The following is a 16639-nucleotide window of genomic DNA, read 5'->3' on the forward strand; positions in this document are numbered from 1 at the left end:
TAGAAACGCTCCCTGAACTTCGCCATCAGGGCTCCCATGCGCAACGACGATGCTCCGCTGATCCGCCTCGAGGATTACCGTCCCTCCGACTGGCTGATCGACACGGTCGATCTCGACATCAGCCTGCAGCCGCAGAAGACGCGCGTGCGCGCCCTGCTCGCTTTTCGCCCGAATCCGGAAGGGCAACCCGGCGCGCCGCTCAAGCTCGACGGCGACGAGCTGGCGCTGAAATCGCTCGCCCTCGATGGCAAGCCGCTCGACGCTTCCGACTATACGGCGACGCCGCAGGCGCTGACGATACCAAGCCCGCCGCCGCATGATTTCACGCTGACCATCGAGACCGAGCTCGATCCGTCCGCCAATACGAAGCTGATGGGGCTCTACCGCTCGTCGAAGGTCTATTGCACCCAGTGCGAGGCCGACGGCTTCCGCCGCATCACCTATTTCCTCGACCGACCCGATGTGATGAGCGTCTACACGGTCAGGCTGGAAGCGGCGAAGACCGAGGCGCCCGTCCTGCTCTCGAACGGTAATCTCATCGCCACCGGCGAAGTGCCGGGCACGGACCGGCATTTTGCCCTCTGGCACGACCCGCATCCGAAGCCGGCCTATCTCTTCGCGCTGGTCGGCGGCGCGCTCGACCATGTCCGGCAGGACTATGTCACGGCCGACGGCCACAAGGTCGAGCTCGCCGTCTATGTCGAGCCCGGCAAGGCCGGACGCGCGGGCTGGGCGCTGGATTCACTGGTCCGCTGCATGCGCTGGGACGAGAAGGTCTTCGGCCGCAACTATGATCTCGACGTGTTCAACGTCGTCGCCGTGTCGGATTTCAACATGGGGGCGATGGAGAACAAGGGCCTCAACATCTTCAACGACAAATACGTCCTGGCCGACCCGCAGACCGCGACCGACGGCGACTATGCCTCGATCGAGGCGATCATCGCGCATGAATACTTCCACAACTGGACCGGCAATCGCATCACCTGCCGCGACTGGTTCCAGCTCTGCCTAAAAGAAGGGCTCACCGTCTTTCGCGACCAGGAATTCTCAGCCGACGAACGCTCGCGCTCGGTGAAGCGCATCGCCGACGTTCGCACGCTGCGCTCGACGCAGTTCTCGGAGGATGCGGGCCCCCTCGCCCATCCGGTGCGGCCGCGCGCCTACAAGGAGATCAACAACTTCTATACGCCGACGGTCTACGAGAAGGGTGCGGAGGTCATCCGCATGCTCAAGACGCTGATCGGCGACGACGCCTTCCGAAAGGGCATGGACCTCTATTTCGAGCGCTGCGACGGCACGGCGGCGACGATCGAGGAATTCCTCGCCTGCTTCGCGGAAAGCTCGGGCAAGGACCTCGGCCATTTCGCCCGCTGGTACGAGCAGGCCGGCACCCCGACCATCGTCGCCTCCGGCCGCTATGACGCTGCGACCCGGCGCTATACGCTCGACCTGGCACAGAGCACGCCGCCGACGCCCGGCCAGAGCGACAAGCAGCCCGTGGTCCTGCCGATCAAGCTCGGCCTTGTCGGAGCCGGGGGCGATCTGCCGCTGCAGACGCAATCCAATGCCTATGCCGGCGATGGCCTCGTCATTCTCGACAGCGCCTCGCTCTCCGTGACCTTCGACAATGTCGACGAACCACCTATCCCCTCGCTGCTGCGCGGCCTCTCGGCGCCCGCACGGCTGGAACTCGATCTCGCGGACGCCGACCTCGTCAGGCAGTTCTCGGCGGACAGCGATTCCTTCAACCGCTGGCAGGCCCTGCAGACCATCGCCATCCGTGCCCTCGTCGCGGCCGGAAAGCCGGGCGCGGCCCGCAGCGCGCTCAATGCGACGGCCACCGGGCTCGGCCGGGCTCTGGACGGCTTCCTTAAGGCCGAAGCTCTGGCCGACCCCGCCTTCGCCGCGCAGGTGCTGCGCCTGCCGGCTCCCGCCGACATCGCACGCGAGATCGGCCGCGACGTCGATCCGGACGCGATCTTCAAAGCTCACCGGAGCCTGTCGGCCGCCATCGGAGCGGCCGTTCTCCCACAGCTGCCGGCTTTGCGCGAGGCGCTGGCGACAAAGGGCACGTTCAAGGCGGACGCCAGCTCCGCCGGGCGCCGCGCACTTCGCAACGAACTGCTCGGGCTCGCCGCTCTCGCCACCCCGGCAGAGGGCGCCGCTCTGTGCGAGGAGCAATTCGCTTCCGCCGACAACCTGACCGACCGGCTGGCAGCGTTGGCCGCGATGACGCTGATCCCCGGCGAGCGGCGCGAAGCCCTGATAAACCGTTTTGCGGCGGCCTATGCCGGCGAGCCGCTCGTCCTCGACAAATGGCTGATGGCGCAGGCGCTGATCGCCGAGCCCGAGACGCTGGAGCGGGTCAAGCAGCTGATGCAGCACCCCGCCTTCTCGCTCGGCAATCCGAACCGGGTGCGGGCGCTGATCGGAGGGTTCGCGGCCAATCTCACCCAATTCAACCGCGCCGATGGCGAGGGCTACGACTTCGTCTGCGACATCGTCATCGCGCTGGACAAGACCAATCCTCAGGTTGCCTCGCGCCTCCTCGGCTCGTTCAAGAGCTGGCGCATGCTGGAGCCCGGCCGCAAGCGGCTGGCAGAGGAGGCGTTGAGCACCGTCGCGCGGATGCCGAACCTGTCGCGGGATGTCGCCGACATCGCCGAAAGAGCCCTCGCCTGAGCCCTTCTCCCCAAAGGTTAACGGCGACCTGTCCAATTCATTAACGTTTCATTACCCGCGCAGGATTCATCGGATAAGGAACACAACCTAAAGGAGAATTCTGGGCTCCTAACTCAACTCAGGGCTAGACAAAACCGGGCTCTCGGATTCAACTGACTGTGATTCGCGGGGATGCGGCACGTCTCCCGATCTTACTGACGGTAATGTTTTCCGAAGGGGGACGGGCATGTCGCGTGCCAACGCGGATTGCGCATCTGTGCGCGCCGATACGATTCTGGGTGTAGCGAGATCGCTGACCCATCCGTTGTATCAGCGCTTCGAGGGCTTCGAGCCCGCACTCAGAACTGCGATCCCCGTCCTCGTCGGGTTCTTCCTCGTCATCCTCGGCGCCGGCGCGATCATGCAGACATCCGCAATGCGCGACGACGCGCTCGTGGATGCCGCGGCCGATATGGATCTGGTTTCTGCGCTGGTCGCCCGCGAGCTCGACACTGCGACGCTCGCCGGCAAGGAGCCCGCGGCGGTGCTCGCCGGGCTCACGGCCCGCCACCTCGCCGCCCATGGCCGCATCGTCCATGTCAGCGGCGCCGACGGGCGCGTCATCGCCAGCGAGCCCGTGATCGGCCAGACGCAGCGCAGCCTCACCGACTTCCTGGGCCAGACCCAGCCGCTTACCGTCTTCGGCGACCGCGCCGGCGTGATGCGCATCGCCCTGCCCAACGGCGCCGAGGTTTTCGCGAGCGTGCGCAACCTCGCCGCTCCGCTCGGCCAGGTCGCGGTGCTGCAGCCGGTCTCGCGCGCCCTCTCGGTCTGGCAGATCCGCCGCTCCGGCCTCGCCATCCTGTTCGGCGCGGCGGGCCTCGTCCTCGGCGTCATCACGCTGGCCTTCATGCTGCAGTCGAAGCGCGCCCGCGCCGCCGACGAGGATTGCGACTGCGTGCGCGAACGCATCGACACCGCGCTCAACCGCGGCCATTGCGGCCTCTGGGACTGGGATCTCGCCCGCGGCCGCATCTACTGGTCGGATTCGATGTATGCCCTGCTCGGCTACGACCGCGCTGGCGAATACATGTCGTTCGGCGAGGTCAGCAGCTTCATCCACCATGAGGACGTCGACCTCTACGCCATCGCCGATGCGGTGAGCCGCGGCGAGGCCAGCCATCTCGATCAGGAATTCCGGGTCCGCGCGATTTCGGGCGAGTGGATCTGGCTCAAGGCCCGCGCCGAGCTCGTCATCGATCGGCGCACCCGCTCGCGCCACCTCGTCGGCATCGTCGTCGACATCTCCGAACAGCGCCGCATGGCCGAGCGCACCGCCACCGCCGACGCGCGCCTGCGCGATGCGGTCGAGGCGATCTCGGAAGCCTTCGTGCTGTGGGATGCCGACAACCGGCTGATCCTCTGCAACGCCAAATACCAGCAGCTCCACCAGCTCCCGGCCGAGGCCCTGCAATCGGGCACGAGCTATGACGAGATCATGGAGCGCTCGGCCCAGCCGCAGATCGACCAGGAGCCGATGCGGGTCCAGCGCGGCGCAGCCGGCGCCACCTCCTATGAAGCGCGGCTCTCCGACGGGCGCTGGCTCCAGATCAACGGCCGGCGCACCAAGGATGGCGGCTCGGTCTCGGTCGGCACCGACATCACCAAGCTGAAGCAGCAGGAAGAGCGCCTGACCCAGTCCGAGCACCAGCTCCTGATGCACGTCACCGACCTCAAGGCCTCCCGCCAGAAGCTGGAAACCCAGGCCCAGCAGCTCGCGGATCTCGCCGAGCGCTACCTTGAGCAGAAGGCGGCGGCCGAGAGCGCCAACCGCGCCAAGTCCGAATTCCTCGCCAATATGAGCCATGAGCTGCGCACGCCGCTCAACGCCATCATCGGCTTCTCCGAGATCATGGAGAACGGCCTGTTCGGCCCGCTCGGCGAGAAATACTCCGACTACGTCCGCGACATCCGCTCGAGCGGCGGCTATCTGCTCGGGATCATCGACGATGTTCTCGACATGTCGCGCATCGAATCCGGCAAGATGCGGCTTGAGAAGTCCGAGATCGCCATCGGCCCGGTGCTGGATCAGGCCCTGCTCAAGGTGCAGCCGGAGATCGAGCGCAAGCAGTTGATCGTCAATCTCGAAGGCCCGCTCGACACCCATCTCGAGGCCGATCCGCGCGCGTTGTACCAGATCCTCGGCAACCTGCTCGACAACGCCGCCAAGTTCACGCCGGAAGGCGGGCGGATCGCGGTGCGTACCCGCCATGTGCCCGGCGCGCTCAACATCTTCATCGAGGACACCGGCATCGGCATCCCCAAGGAGAAGATCGACCGCGTCGGCCGGCCCTTCGAGCAGGTCGAGGGCGATCTGGTGCGCAGCTACAAGGGCTCGGGCCTCGGCCTCGCCATCGCCCGCTCGCTGGCCGAGCTGCATGGCGGCTCGCTCAGGCTGCGCTCCGCGATGGGCGCCGGGACCATCGTCATGGTCCATCTGCCGCTCGACGGCGGCGCCGAGCGCGTCACCGCGCAGGCGGCCTGAGCCTAGACCGCCTCCGGCGGCCGCCGCCTCGCCATGCTCGGGCCAGACCCGGGCATCTCCCGCCGGAACAGGCTTTTGCGTCCTCTCGTCATGGGGGTCTCGGGCCTGGCCCGAGCGTGACGCCTAGTTTCCCTTCCGGGCTTCTCCCAGCACGCGCGTGAAGATCGCCCTCACCGCTGCGCGCACCTCGTCCAACTCCGCCTTCAGCACCTTGGCGTCGGGCCGTCCGACCGCCGTCGCGATCCTCCGCAGCACGCGAGGTGGCACGGCCTTGGGATCGAACGCTTCCTCCACCGTGAAGCGCTGCCAGAGCTGGACGTCGCCGATCAGGCGATGTGCGTCGAGCAATGTCGAAGCATCCCCGTCCGAGAGCAACCCCGCAGCTCGCGCGGCGGCGAAGACGGAGGCCGTGTCATTGACGATCAGGCCGGGATGGTCGCTGGCATAGGCCAGCAGCAGGAACTGGGCGAGGAAATCGAGATCGGTCAGACCGCCGGCAGCCAGCTTCAGCTCCCAGGCGTCCTTTTCGCCCTTCTCCTTGGCGATCAGGGCCCGCATTTCGGCGACGGCAGCCGCGACCTTGGCAGGCGCGCGCTTGCGGGAGAGGATCGCCCGGATCGACGCTTCGGCCCGCTTCGCCAGCCCGGCATCGCCGGCGACGACGCGGGCGCGGGTCAGCGCCATCTCCTCCCAGATCTCCGCTTCACCGGTGTGATAGGCTTCGAAGCCGGCGAACTGCGTCGCCGCCGGGCTTTTGTTGCCGGTGGGGCGCAAGCGCATGTCGACCTGATAGAGCGTGCCGCGCCGCGTCGGCACCGTCAGCGCCGCGACCAGCCGCTGGGTGAAGCGGATATGCCAGGTGACAGGATCGAGGCTCTTGGCGCCGCTGCTCGGCCCGGCATCCTCGGGCCGATCGTAGAGCAGGATGAGATCGAGGTCGGATGATGGCGTCAGCTCTCCCGCGCCGAGCCGGCCGAGCCCGAGCACGACGGTCTCCGCCCCGTCGATTACGCCATGATCGGCAGCGAAAGACGCGCGCGTATCGGCAAAGGCCACGCGCAGGCAGGCTTCGGCCACGGCGCAATAGGCCTGACCTGCTCCTTGTGCCGGATAGACGCCGGAGAGCAGCCGCGCGCCCACGAGGAAATTCTCTTGCCGGGCGGCGTCACGGAGCCGGTCGAGCCCGTCCTCTACGCTTGGCGGCGGCGAGCCGACATAGCTGCGGATGCGGCGTTCCAACGTATCGACGTCGAGCACCGCCTGCCCAAAGGCCGGGTCGATAACCCCGTCGAGCACATGCGGATGCAAGGCCGCGACCTTGGCGAGACGCGGGGCGCTGCCGAGGATCTCGGCGAAGAGCGTCAGCAGGGAATCATGCGAGCGCAGCAGCGTCAGAAGCTCGACCGCTGCCGGCATCCGCACGAAGGCGTTGTCGAGATGGGCGAGCGCGCCGTCGGGATCGGCGGTGCGGCCGAGCGCGACCAGCAGCGCCGGGGTCAGCTCCGTCAGCACTTCGCGGGCGCGGGCGCTGGTGACGGCAGCGCGGCGGCCGAAATGCCAGCCCCGCACCGTCTCCGCCGCCGTCATGCCATCGCGGAAGCCGAGCTTGCCGAGCGTTTCGACCGTCTCGGGATCGGGCTCGGAACCGGTGAAGCTGAGCGTCCCGGCTTCCGAGGCAAGGCTCGGGCCCTCCTCGAACAGCAGGGCGTAGTGGCCCTCGACACGCTTCGCATGAGCGGTCAGCGCCTTGCCGAAGGCCGCTGTCGAGGGATAGCCGCAGAATCGGGCGAAGGCGTCGAGATCGCCCGCCGCCTTCGGCAAAGTCTGGGTCTGCTCGTCGTCGCGCATCTGCAGGCGATGCTCGATGGTGCGCAGCCAGCGATAGGATTCGGAGAGTTCGTCGCGTGCCTGCGGCGTGATCCAGCCTTCGTTCGTCAGCTCCTTGAGCATGTCGAGCGTGCGCGGCCCCCGCAGCGCCGGGCGGCGGCCGCCGAAGACGAGCTGTTGCGTCTGGACGAAGAACTCGATCTCGCGGATGCCGCCACGGCCGAGCTTCACATTGTGGCCGGCGACGGCGATGGTCTCGTGGCCCTTCACCGTCTGGATCTGGCGCTTCATCGCATGGATGTCCGCGATGGTCGCGAAGTCGAAATATTTGCGCCAGATGAAGGGGGCGAGATCCTTGATGAAGCGCAGGCCGAGATCGGTGTCGCCGGCGATCGGGCGCGCCTTGATCATGGCGGCGCGCTCCCAATTCTGGCCCACGGTCTCGTAATAGGAATAGGCCGATGGCAGCGCGATCGCGACATGGGTCGAGGCGGGGTCGGGTCGGAGCCGCAGGTCGACGCGGAAGACGTAGCCGTCCGGCGTGCGCTCCTGGATGATGCGGGCGATCTGCTGGGTCAGCTTGACGAAGAAGCTCGACGGCTCCCCGACGCCAGCCGCTTCCGCCGCCTCGGGATCGAAGAAGACGACGATGTCGATGTCGGAGGAATAGTTCAATTCCCCCGCGCCATGCTTGCCGAGCGCCAGCACGACGAGGCCGGAGCCGGGGCCCGGATTGGCGGGGTCGGCCAGATTGATTTTTCCGAGATCGGCGGCCTGTCGCAGCACATGGTTGGTCGCGAGGCGCACGGCCATGTCGGCGGTCGCAGTCAGCGCTGCCGTCACAGTCTCGACGTCCCAGACGCCGCCGATATCCGCGAGCGCGATCAGGAGCGCCATAGCGCGGCGGAAGCGGCGCAGCTCGCGCATCAGGTCCGCGGTCTCGCAGCCGGCCCCGGCAAAGGCTTCGATCCCGGCGAGCAGCGCGTCGCGACGCGCCTCGGGCGCTTGCGTCAGGCAGGCGAGCAGGGCCTCGGGATCGAAGCGCATGACCTGGGAGAGGAAGGGAGAATGCGCAAGCACACCGGCGACCAGAGCGACGCTGCGCGGATGTTCGGCCAGATGAGTCTTCAGCGCCTCGGCCGCCGCCTCGTCGTGCAGCCGCTCGATCAGCTCGCGCGCCAGCAGCGCCTCGGCCTTGGCGCGTGCCGGCAAGACCGGTGCCGCACCCAGCCTGTCACAGAGCCGCTCAACCATCGCACACCTTCCTCCTCAGGAGGACGGCACGCCAGCAGGGTTTGCGACGGCTGTCGAGCTTTGAGCTTCGGGAGCCGCCTGCGTTTCCACAGGCTTGCTCTCGGCCATCGGCAGGGCGATGACGACGCGCAGCCCGGGAGCGTTGTCCTCCAGGCCGAGGCGGCCGCCATGCAGGCGCACGACGCCGGCTGCCAACGACAGGCCCAGGCCGAAGCCGGGCTTGCTGCGGCTGGTGTCGAGCCGCACGAAACGGTCGAGCACGCGGCCGCGATCGGCTTCCGGGATGCCTGGCCCGCGATCGGCCACGGAAAGCTCGATCTCGGCTCCGTTGCGCCTTGCAGCGACGGTCACGGTGCCGTCCCCGCCCTGTTCGGGGCCGCCGTATTTCAGGGCGTTGTCGATCAGATTGGCGACGGCCTGCCCGACCAGCTCGCGGTTTCCGACGATCCGCAGGTCCGGCTCGACTTCGCCGACCAGCGAGAGCCCGGCATCCTCGGCGAGCGGCTCATAGAGTTCCGTCATTCCCGAGACGATCTCCGAGAGATCAAGCTCGGCCATATTGTCGCTGACGCGCCCCGCTTCCAGCCGAGCCAGCATCAACAGGGCGTTGAAGACGCGGATCAGATTGTCCGCCTCCTCGATGGAGCCATCGAGCGCAGCCCGAAGCTCGTCCGGCGACCGTGCACTGCGCAGCGCCTCCTCGGCCCTGCTACGCAAGCGGGTGAGCGGTGTCTTGAGGTCATGGGCAATGTTGTCGGTCACCTGCTGCATGCCCGCCATCAGCTCTCCGATGCGGTCGAGCATGGCATTGAGATTCAGCGCGAGGCGATCGAGTTCGTCGCCGGTGCCGGTGATGGCGAGGCGCCCCTTCAGGTCGCCCTCCATGATGCCATGCGCCGTCTCGCTCATGCCATCGATACGCTTCAGCACGCGGCGCGCCACAAACCAGCTTGCAAAGCAGCCGAGAATGAAGACCAGCGCTGCCGACCAGCCGGCGGCACGGCGGATCACGGCGCCAAGCCGGTCACGCTCCTCGAGATCGCGGCCGACGAGAAGGCGGAACCCGGCCGGCAGGATGAAGACGCGCACAAGCGCATGGCTCGGCGTATCGACCGTTTCGCTGGAGCGAGCGTATTCGATCTCGCTCTCGCCGGTACGATCGAGCGTGCCGGGCGGGATCGCCTCGACATTGCCGGCGATGCGCTCGCCTACCGGCGTCGTGACGAGGTAGAGAGAAGCACCCGGCCCGCGCGAGCGGCGCTCGACGATGTTGACCAGCCGGCGGATGCCGCCCTGGCGCTGCTGCTCGGCCAGCCCCTGGATCTCGGCATCGATGGTCGAGCGGATCTGGTCGGTCAGCAGACGCTGTGCATTCCAGGCGACATAGCCGAGCACGAAGGCGGCGAAGAGTGCGAAGATGACGAGATAGGCAGCCGTCAGCTTGAAGGCGGTGGTGCGGAACAGCGTCGGCAGGAATTTCTGGCGCCGTCGTGCGGGAGCATCAGCGGGCGCTGTCACGGACCATGTATCCCGCGCCGCGGATGGTGTGGATCATCGGCTGCTCAAAGCCCTTGTCGACCTTGGCGCGCAGGCGGCTGACATGCACGTCGATGACATTGGTCTGGGGATCGAAGTGATAGTCCCACACGTTCTCCAGCAGCATGGTGCGCGTCACGACCTGCCCGGCATGCTTCATCAGATATTCGAGCAGGCGGAACTCGCGCGGCTGCAGGACGATCTCCTGCCCCTCGCGGGTGACGCGATGGGCGAGCCGATCGAGCACCAGCTCGCCGACGCGATAGCTGGTCGGCTCCGAAGCCGGCGCGCCGCGGCGGCGGGCCAGCACCTCGACGCGGGCCAGCAATTCGGAAAAGGCATAGGGCTTGGGCAGGTAATCGTCGCCGCCCGCGCGCAGACCCTTCACCCGGTCGTCGACCTGGGCCAGCGCCGACAGGATGAGCGCCGGCGTCTCGTCCTTCTGTTCGCGCAGCGAGCGGATCAGGGAAAGACCGTCGAGGCGGGGCAGCATGCGATCGACGACCAGCACGTCATAGCCGCCACCCTCGGCCATCGCATAGCCCTGCAGCCCGTCGGCCGCATGATCGGCGACATGGCCGACCTCGCGGAACGCTTTGGTCAGATAGGCCGCAGCCTCGGCATCATCTTCGACGATCAGGAGTCGCATGAGTATAACCTAGCTCAGAGCAAACGCCGATCAAACGGACCGGCCTTTGCTCTGTTTGCGCCTATCGCATTTTCTTCACGCGCGCCGGCTTCCACGTCACGCATAAACAAAAAACGGCAGGCCGGAGGATACGCATCCGGCCTGCCGCCGCGATGGCTGGTCCCCTCGGCTGGGGCGACAGGAAGACCGAGGGAACCTGCCTGCTTCGTTCAGGCCGCGGGCTGGCGGCCAACCTCGAAGGTCACGTCACGGGACTTGCCTTCGCGGAACAGGGTAATCGTGGCCTTGGTGCCAGGGGCGAAGGTCGCGATCTTGCGGGACAGGTCGCGGGCGTCCTTGATCGCCTCGCCGTTGACCGCCGTGATGGTGTCGCCGCGGCGGATGCCGGCCTTGGCCGCGGGGCCGTTGCCCTGCGCCTCGGCGACGAGCGCGCCCTTGGCTTCCTTCAGGCCGATGGCATCGGCCATCTCGCCGGTGACCGGCTGGATCTGCACGCCGATGAAGCCGCGCGCCACCGTGCCATCCTTCTTCAGCGAGTCCACGACCTGCTTGACCGTGGAGGCCGGGATCGCGAAGGCGATGCCGACATTGCCGCCGGAAGGCGAGTAGATCGCGGTGTTCACGCCGACGACTTCGCCATTCTGGTTGAAGGTCGGACCACCCGAGTTGCCGCGGTTGATCGGCGCGTCGATCTGCATGTAGTCGTCATAAGGGCCAGAGCCGATGTCGCGCCCCTGGGCCGAGACGATGCCGGCCGTGACCGTGCCGCCGAGGCCGAACGGGTTGCCGATCGCCAGCACCCAGTCACCGATGCGCGGCTTGCCTTCGCCGAGCTTCACATAGGGGTAGTCACCGGCATCCTTGACCTTGAGCAGGGCGAGATCGGTCCGCGGATCGGTGCCGATGACCTTGGCTTCCAGCGTCTTGCCGGAGTCGGTGACGAGCTGGACCTCCACGGCGTTCTCGACAACGTGGTTGTTGGTCACGACATAACCGTCCTGGCTGACGAAGAAGCCCGAGCCCTGGGCCATGCCCTGGCGCGGCTGCGGCTTGTTCGGACGGTCGTTCTCGCCGGGCTCGCGGAAGAAGCGGCGCAGCTGCGGCGGCAGATCATCCAGATTCTGCTCGTCACTGGCGGCTGCGGCCTGCGTCTTGACGCGGACGGAGACGACCGCGGGCTTCACCTTGTCGACCAGATCGGCAAAGGAAGGCAGCGTGCTCTGCGCGCCGGAGAGCTGAATCGGCTGTGCAATGGCGTTGTGGTTCTGCATCAGGGCGCTGTCGGCAAGGCCGGCGGCCAGACCGATGCCAAGAATTGCGGTGCCGGCGAGAAGGGCGCCGCGCCTCAGGATGGACTTACGGGTTTCGTTCTGTGTCGTCATGATTTGAACCTCGTGAGCGTCAGGGTTTTCCCTGTTCGTGACGAGGAAGATGATGCCAGCCGCCTTACGCGGCTTTGGCCTGAACATGACGGTTTCGTAAGATTCAGCGGCAAGACCGCCCGCACCATCTTGACGGCTGGCGGCGCGCCGGTGCCCCCTGCGCCTGGGATGGGGGAAGGTGCCTATGCGTATCATCTGGGGGATTTCGTTTGCCGTGGCCTGCCTGAGCGGGCCGGCACTCGCGCAGCAAGGCTCGGCCTATAGCGCCGGGCTGCGGGTGGCGCAGGAGCGCGGCTATGAAAACGCCGACTGCTATGCTCGCGTCTTCGCGAAACATGCGGTCGTCGTCGAGAAGCCGAACGGCCGGCGCGGCTGGTATGCCCCTTCGACCCCCGCCTACAATGCCGAGCAGCGCTCCCGCTGCGGCATCGATCGGCTGCAGGATCTGGCGGTGCGGCAAAAGGCTAGAGGAAGCGGCGGGGCCGGCGGGGCCACGCATTCCCCAGCCATCGCCCAACGCATTGGCCTCGCCCTTGCCGCCCGCCACGGCTATTCCGGCAGCAATGCCGCCTGCTTTGCCCGGATCTACGCCGTTTACGCTTCGCAGCAGCCGTCCCAGAACGGACGAGTCATGTATGGCGTCTCCGGTGCGAGCGAGCATGTTTTCGCGCAGGATCTGAGGCGCTCCTGCAAGCTCACTTACTAGGGCGGTCCTCCGACGCGACCAGCGCCGCAACCTTGGCCTCTTCCTCGGGCGAGAGCCGCGCGGGTTCGACGGCCGGAACCATCCGACGGCGGGCCAGGCGCCAGACAAAGATGAAGGCGCAGAGCAGAATTGCGAAAGGCGCCGCCCAGAGCAAAGCCGTGCGTGCATTGAAGGGCGGACGAAGCAGCACGAAATCGCCATAGCGGGCGACCACGAAATCGACCACCGCCTTGTCGCTGTCGCCGGCAACGAGCCTTTCCCGCACGAGCAGGCGCAGGTCGCGCGCCAGCGGCGCGTCGGAATCGTCGATCGACTGGTTCTGGCAGACGAGGCAGCGCAGGCCGCCGGAAATGGCGCGGGCGCGCTGCTCCAGCGCCGGATTCTTCAGCACCTCGTCGGGCTGCACGGCCTGTGCGCCGGTGATTGCCAGCAGCACGATGCCAAACGTCAGGAGAAGGCGACGCATCGGCCTACTCCGCCGGCTGCGGCGCGGCCACCGCCGGCGCGGCACGCTTCGGAGCCGCCAGCCGGAAGCGCCGGTCAGTGAGCGAAAGGCCACCACCCATGGCCATGATGATCGAGCCAATCCAGATCAGCAGGATCAGCGGCTTGTCGTAAAGCCGCACCGCGACACCGCCATCCTGCGCCTCGCCGAGGCTGACATAGGCCTGGCTCAGCCCGTCGGTACGGATTCCGGCTTCGGTCGTCGGCATGCTCCGGGCGGTATAGATGCGCTTCGACGCCTCGAGCGGCGCAAGCTCCCGGTCACCGGAGAAGAGCTGGAAACGGGCGACCTCGGCGCGGAAATTCGGCCCGGTCCGGGGCGTGAGCCCCTCCAGCACGACCGTGTAGCGCCCGCTCGTCAGGCGCTCGCCCGGCTTGAGGACCGCTATCGCTTCGCTGCTCCAGGCGGCAGCGGCGATGCCGATGATGCTGACGCCGATGCCGGCATGCGCCAGCGCCGTGCCCCAGGCTGAGCGCGGCAGCCCCTTGGCGCGCGACAGCACGGCCTGCCAACCGCTGGCTCGCGCGACGATGCGCTCGCCAAGATCGACCGCCGCCCCCAGGATCAGGAAGACGCCGAGCCCGACGCCGAGCGGCGCCAGAACCGGCCCGCCGCGGGTGAAGGCGATCACGGCCAGCGACGTCAGCACCGCCACGCCGAAAGCGGCTGCATTGCGCTGGGCGGCGCCGAGCAGGTCGCCGCGCTTCCAGGCGAGCGACTGGCCTATCGGCAGGATCAGCAGCAGCGGCACCATCACCGGGATGAAGGTCGCGTTGTAGAAGGGCGCGCCGACCGAAATCTTGTCGCCGGTCAGCATCTCCAGGACCAGCGGATAGAGCGTGCCGACGAAGACGGTGGCGCAGGCCGTGGCGAGGAAGATGTTGTTGACGACCAGCGCTCCCTCCCGGGAGATCGGCGCGAACAGGCCGCCCTGCCGCAAGAGCGGCGCACGCCAGGCGAAGAGCGCGAGCGAACCGCCGACGAAGAAGACCAGGATGAAGAGGATGAACAGGCCGCGCGCCGGGTCGCTGGCGAAGGAATGCACCGAGGTCAGCACACCGGAGCGGACGATGAAGGTGCCGAGCAGCGACAGCGAGAAGGTCAGGATCGCGAGCAGGATCGTCCAGACCTTGAGCGCGTCGCGCTTCTCCATCACCACGGTCGAGTGGATCAGGGCCGTGCCCGCGAGCCATGGCATGAAGGAGGCGTTCTCGACAGGGTCCCAGAACCACCAGCCGCCCCAACCGAGCTCGTAATAAGCCCAGTAGGAGCCCATCGCGATGCCGAGCGTCAGGAAGGTCCAGGCCAACAGCGTCCAGGGCCTGACGGCGCGCGCCCACATCGCATCGATGCGCCCGTCGATCAGGGCGGCGACGGCGAAGGCATAGGTGATCGAGAAGCCGACATAGCCGATGTAGAGCAACGGCGGGTGGATCGCGAGGCCGAGGTCTTGCAGGATCGGGTTGAGGTCCTGCCCTTCCGCCGGGGGCTGCGCCAGGCGCTGGAACGGGTTCGAGGTGAGCAGCAGGAAGGCGAGGAAGGCCACGGCGACCAACCCCTGCACGGCCAGCGTCCCGGCCCGCAGCCGCGGCGGCAATGAGTTGCGCGACAGCGCGACCAGCGCCCCGAACAGGGTCAGGATCAGCACCCAGAGCAGCATGGAGCCCTCGTGGTTGCCCCAGACCGAGGTCAGCTTGTAGATCAACGGCTGCGCCGAATGGGAATTCGCGACGACGTTCGCCACCGAGAAATCCGAACGGACATAGGACGCGACCAATGCCGCGAACGACGACGCGACCAGCGCGAAGCTGATCAGCGCCGCGCTGCTGCCGACCGAAGCCAGTGCCCTGTCATGACGCACGACGCCCCAGAACGGCACCAGTGCCTGGATGACGGAGACACCGAGCGCCAGCGCCAGCGCGTAATGACCGATCTCGACGATCATGCCCGGCTCACGGCTTGGCCGCGGGCGCGGCGGGTGCGCCGGCGCCGCCGGGCTGCCAATGCCCCTGCTTCTTCAGCGTGTCTGCGACTTCGCGCGGCATATAGGTCTCGTCATGCTTGGCCAGCACCGAATCTGCCTTGAACCGCCCTGCTCCTTCGAAGACGCCCTCGGTCACTACGCCCTGCCCCTCACGGAACAGATCCGGCAGCAACCCGTCATAGCCGACCTTCATGGCGGTCTTGCCATCGGTGATCGCGAAGGAGACGCGCTGGCCTGGTCCACGCTGGACGGAGCCCGTCTCGACGAGGCCGCCAAGTCGCATTCGGGTACCGGGGGCTACTCCCTTCTCGACGATCTCCGTCGGGCCGTAGAAGAAGACGATCGTATCGCGCATCGCGAAGAGCACGAGCCCGGCCGCGAAGCACAGCACGGCGCCGGCCGCCGCGATCAGCGCGAGGCGGCGCTGCTTGCGGGTCAGGCGGCGCTTGGCCGGCATGGAGCGGGTGGGCTGGGCGATACTCACGGCTTGGCATCCTTCAAGGCCAATTCATCGACCAGGGCATCGATGGCCGCAAGTGCAGCCTGATCCTGCGACAGCCGCTCGCGCGCCGTCTTCACCGCTTGCACCGCCGCATCCCGGTCGCCGAGCACGGCGCGGGCCCGGATGAGGCGGCTCCATTCGGGCAGCGTTCCGCCGCCATCGGCCAGCCGCGCGGCCAGGCCGTCCACCATGCCCTTGATCGCCTGCTGGCGTTCAGCCTCCGGCAAGGCTGCGACCGCCTTGCGCCCGGCATCGGCCTGCCTCTGCTCGATACGGGCGCGCACAGCGCCGGCCCAATCGGCCTGTGGCGGCGCATCGGCGAGGAGTTGCTGCAGATCGGAAAGTGCCCCCTCCCCGTCACCATCCTGCTCCTTGCCGACGGCGAGGTAGTAGCGCGCTCGCGGATTCCTCGGGTCGAGCTTGACCGCTTCCGCCAAGGCTTCCCGCGCGGCTGCGGTCACAATCCCGCCAGCTTCGAGAATGCGGGCTTCGCCGAGCCCGGCGAGCAGATCGGTATCGGGCCTGCCGTAGCGAACCGTCGCGGCGAAAGCCTTCACTGCCTCGTCGTAACGTCCCTGTCTCAGATAGATCGGCGCGATCAGCGACCACCCCTTGGCGTCCGTCGGATTGGCCGCGAGATGGGCCTCCATGCGCGCCAGGACAACGGCAAAATCCTGCTGCGGCCCGGCCTTCTCGACCCGCGCGGCCAGCGGCTGGTCGGAGAAGCCGGGCGAGCCGTAAAGCCCGTAGACCAATAAGGCGAGGAGCGGCACAACCGACAGCATCAGCGCGGAGCTGGCCCGGCGGCGGCGCAAGGACGGTTCGGTCTCGCCCGAAGGCCCCACCTCGTCGTTGGCGGCCCGCAGCAGGCGGCGCGCCGCTTCAGCACGCGCGGCCTCCGCTTCCGGCTCCGCGATCAGCTTGCGCCCGAGATCGCGATCGATCTCCTTGAGCTGGGCGCGATAGAGGCTCTTGGCATCCGCGATATCGGCGAAATCCTGAACCTGGCCGTGGCTGAGCGGCCGGAGCAAGGCGAAGATCGCCGCTCCCGTCATCGCTGCAAAGATCGTCCAGATCATCATGAGGTG

General features: G+C 67.4%; 11 protein-coding genes. 3 read left to right on the forward strand and 8 right to left on the reverse strand.

What is annotated here, in order from left to right:
• Window positions 1–36: 36 nt before the first annotated feature.
• On the forward strand, window positions 37–2682 hold the full coding sequence (gene pepN / locus AC1DDA_RS04160; RefSeq protein ID WP_476794757.1) for an aminopeptidase N: 2646 nt from the start codon (window positions 37–39) through the stop codon (window positions 2680–2682).
• 226 nt (window positions 2683–2908) lie between these two features.
• Window positions 2909–5206, forward strand: coding sequence for a PAS domain-containing sensor histidine kinase (locus AC1DDA_RS04165; RefSeq protein WP_476794758.1), 2298 nt, complete (start codon window positions 2909–2911; stop codon window positions 5204–5206).
• Window positions 5207–5329: 123 nt separating this feature from the next.
• On the opposite strand, the gene AC1DDA_RS04170 is transcribed toward AC1DDA_RS04165, so the two are convergent.
• The 4 genes from AC1DDA_RS04170 to AC1DDA_RS04185 all read right to left on the reverse strand — a co-directional run bounded on the left by AC1DDA_RS04170 (window position 5330) and on the right by AC1DDA_RS04185 (window position 11854).
• A complete protein-coding gene (locus tag AC1DDA_RS04170) occupies window positions 5330–8287 on the reverse strand; it encodes a bifunctional [glutamine synthetase] adenylyltransferase/[glutamine synthetase]-adenylyl-L-tyrosine phosphorylase (RefSeq protein WP_476794759.1) in 2958 nt (985 codons plus the stop codon).
• Between the two features lie 15 nt (window positions 8288–8302).
• On the reverse strand, window positions 8303–9805 hold the full coding sequence (locus tag AC1DDA_RS04175) for a HAMP domain-containing sensor histidine kinase (RefSeq protein WP_476794760.1): 1503 nt from the start codon (window positions 9803–9805) through the stop codon (window positions 8303–8305).
• A complete protein-coding gene (locus tag AC1DDA_RS04180; RefSeq protein WP_441512257.1) occupies window positions 9789–10472 on the reverse strand; it encodes a winged helix-turn-helix domain-containing protein in 684 nt (227 codons plus the stop codon). The genes AC1DDA_RS04175 and AC1DDA_RS04180 overlap by 17 nt, the downstream gene beginning before the upstream one ends.
• A gap of 209 nt (window positions 10473–10681) precedes the next feature.
• A complete protein-coding gene (locus AC1DDA_RS04185) occupies window positions 10682–11854 on the reverse strand; it encodes a trypsin-like peptidase domain-containing protein (RefSeq protein WP_476794761.1) in 1173 nt (390 codons plus the stop codon).
• 184 nt (window positions 11855–12038) lie between these two features.
• Here AC1DDA_RS04185 and AC1DDA_RS04190 point away from each other — a divergent pair, with 184 nt between their 5' ends.
• Window positions 12039–12560, forward strand: coding sequence for a hypothetical protein (locus tag AC1DDA_RS04190; protein WP_476794762.1), 522 nt, complete (start codon window positions 12039–12041; stop codon window positions 12558–12560).
• Here the strand turns inward: AC1DDA_RS04190 and AC1DDA_RS04195 are convergent.
• The 4 genes from AC1DDA_RS04195 to ccmI are packed head-to-tail and all read right to left on the reverse strand — an operon-like array spanning window position 12550 to window position 16633.
• Complete coding sequence (locus AC1DDA_RS04195) at window positions 12550–13026, reverse strand: cytochrome c-type biogenesis protein (protein WP_476794763.1); 477 nt, start codon at window positions 13024–13026, stop codon at window positions 12550–12552. The genes AC1DDA_RS04190 and AC1DDA_RS04195 overlap by 11 nt on opposite strands.
• Before the next feature lie 4 nt (window positions 13027–13030).
• Window positions 13031–15010: a heme lyase CcmF/NrfE family subunit gene (locus tag AC1DDA_RS04200; RefSeq protein ID WP_476794764.1), complete on the reverse strand. Its 1980-nt coding sequence runs from the start codon at window positions 15008–15010 to the stop codon at window positions 13031–13033.
• Between the two features lie 7 nt (window positions 15011–15017).
• Window positions 15018–15488 carry a cytochrome c maturation protein CcmE gene (gene ccmE / locus AC1DDA_RS04205; protein ID WP_441512554.1) on the reverse strand — a complete coding sequence of 157 codons (471 nt, stop codon included), beginning with the start codon at window positions 15486–15488 and terminating at the stop codon, window positions 15018–15020.
• A gap of 41 nt (window positions 15489–15529) precedes the next feature.
• Window positions 15530–16633 (reverse strand): c-type cytochrome biogenesis protein CcmI, encoded by a 1104-nt coding sequence (gene ccmI, locus AC1DDA_RS04210; RefSeq protein WP_476794765.1) that lies wholly within the window; start codon window positions 16631–16633, stop codon window positions 15530–15532.
• Window positions 16634–16639 lie beyond the last annotated feature (6 nt).

It is taken from the genome of Allobosea sp. 10N428 (genome assembly GCF_056394545.1).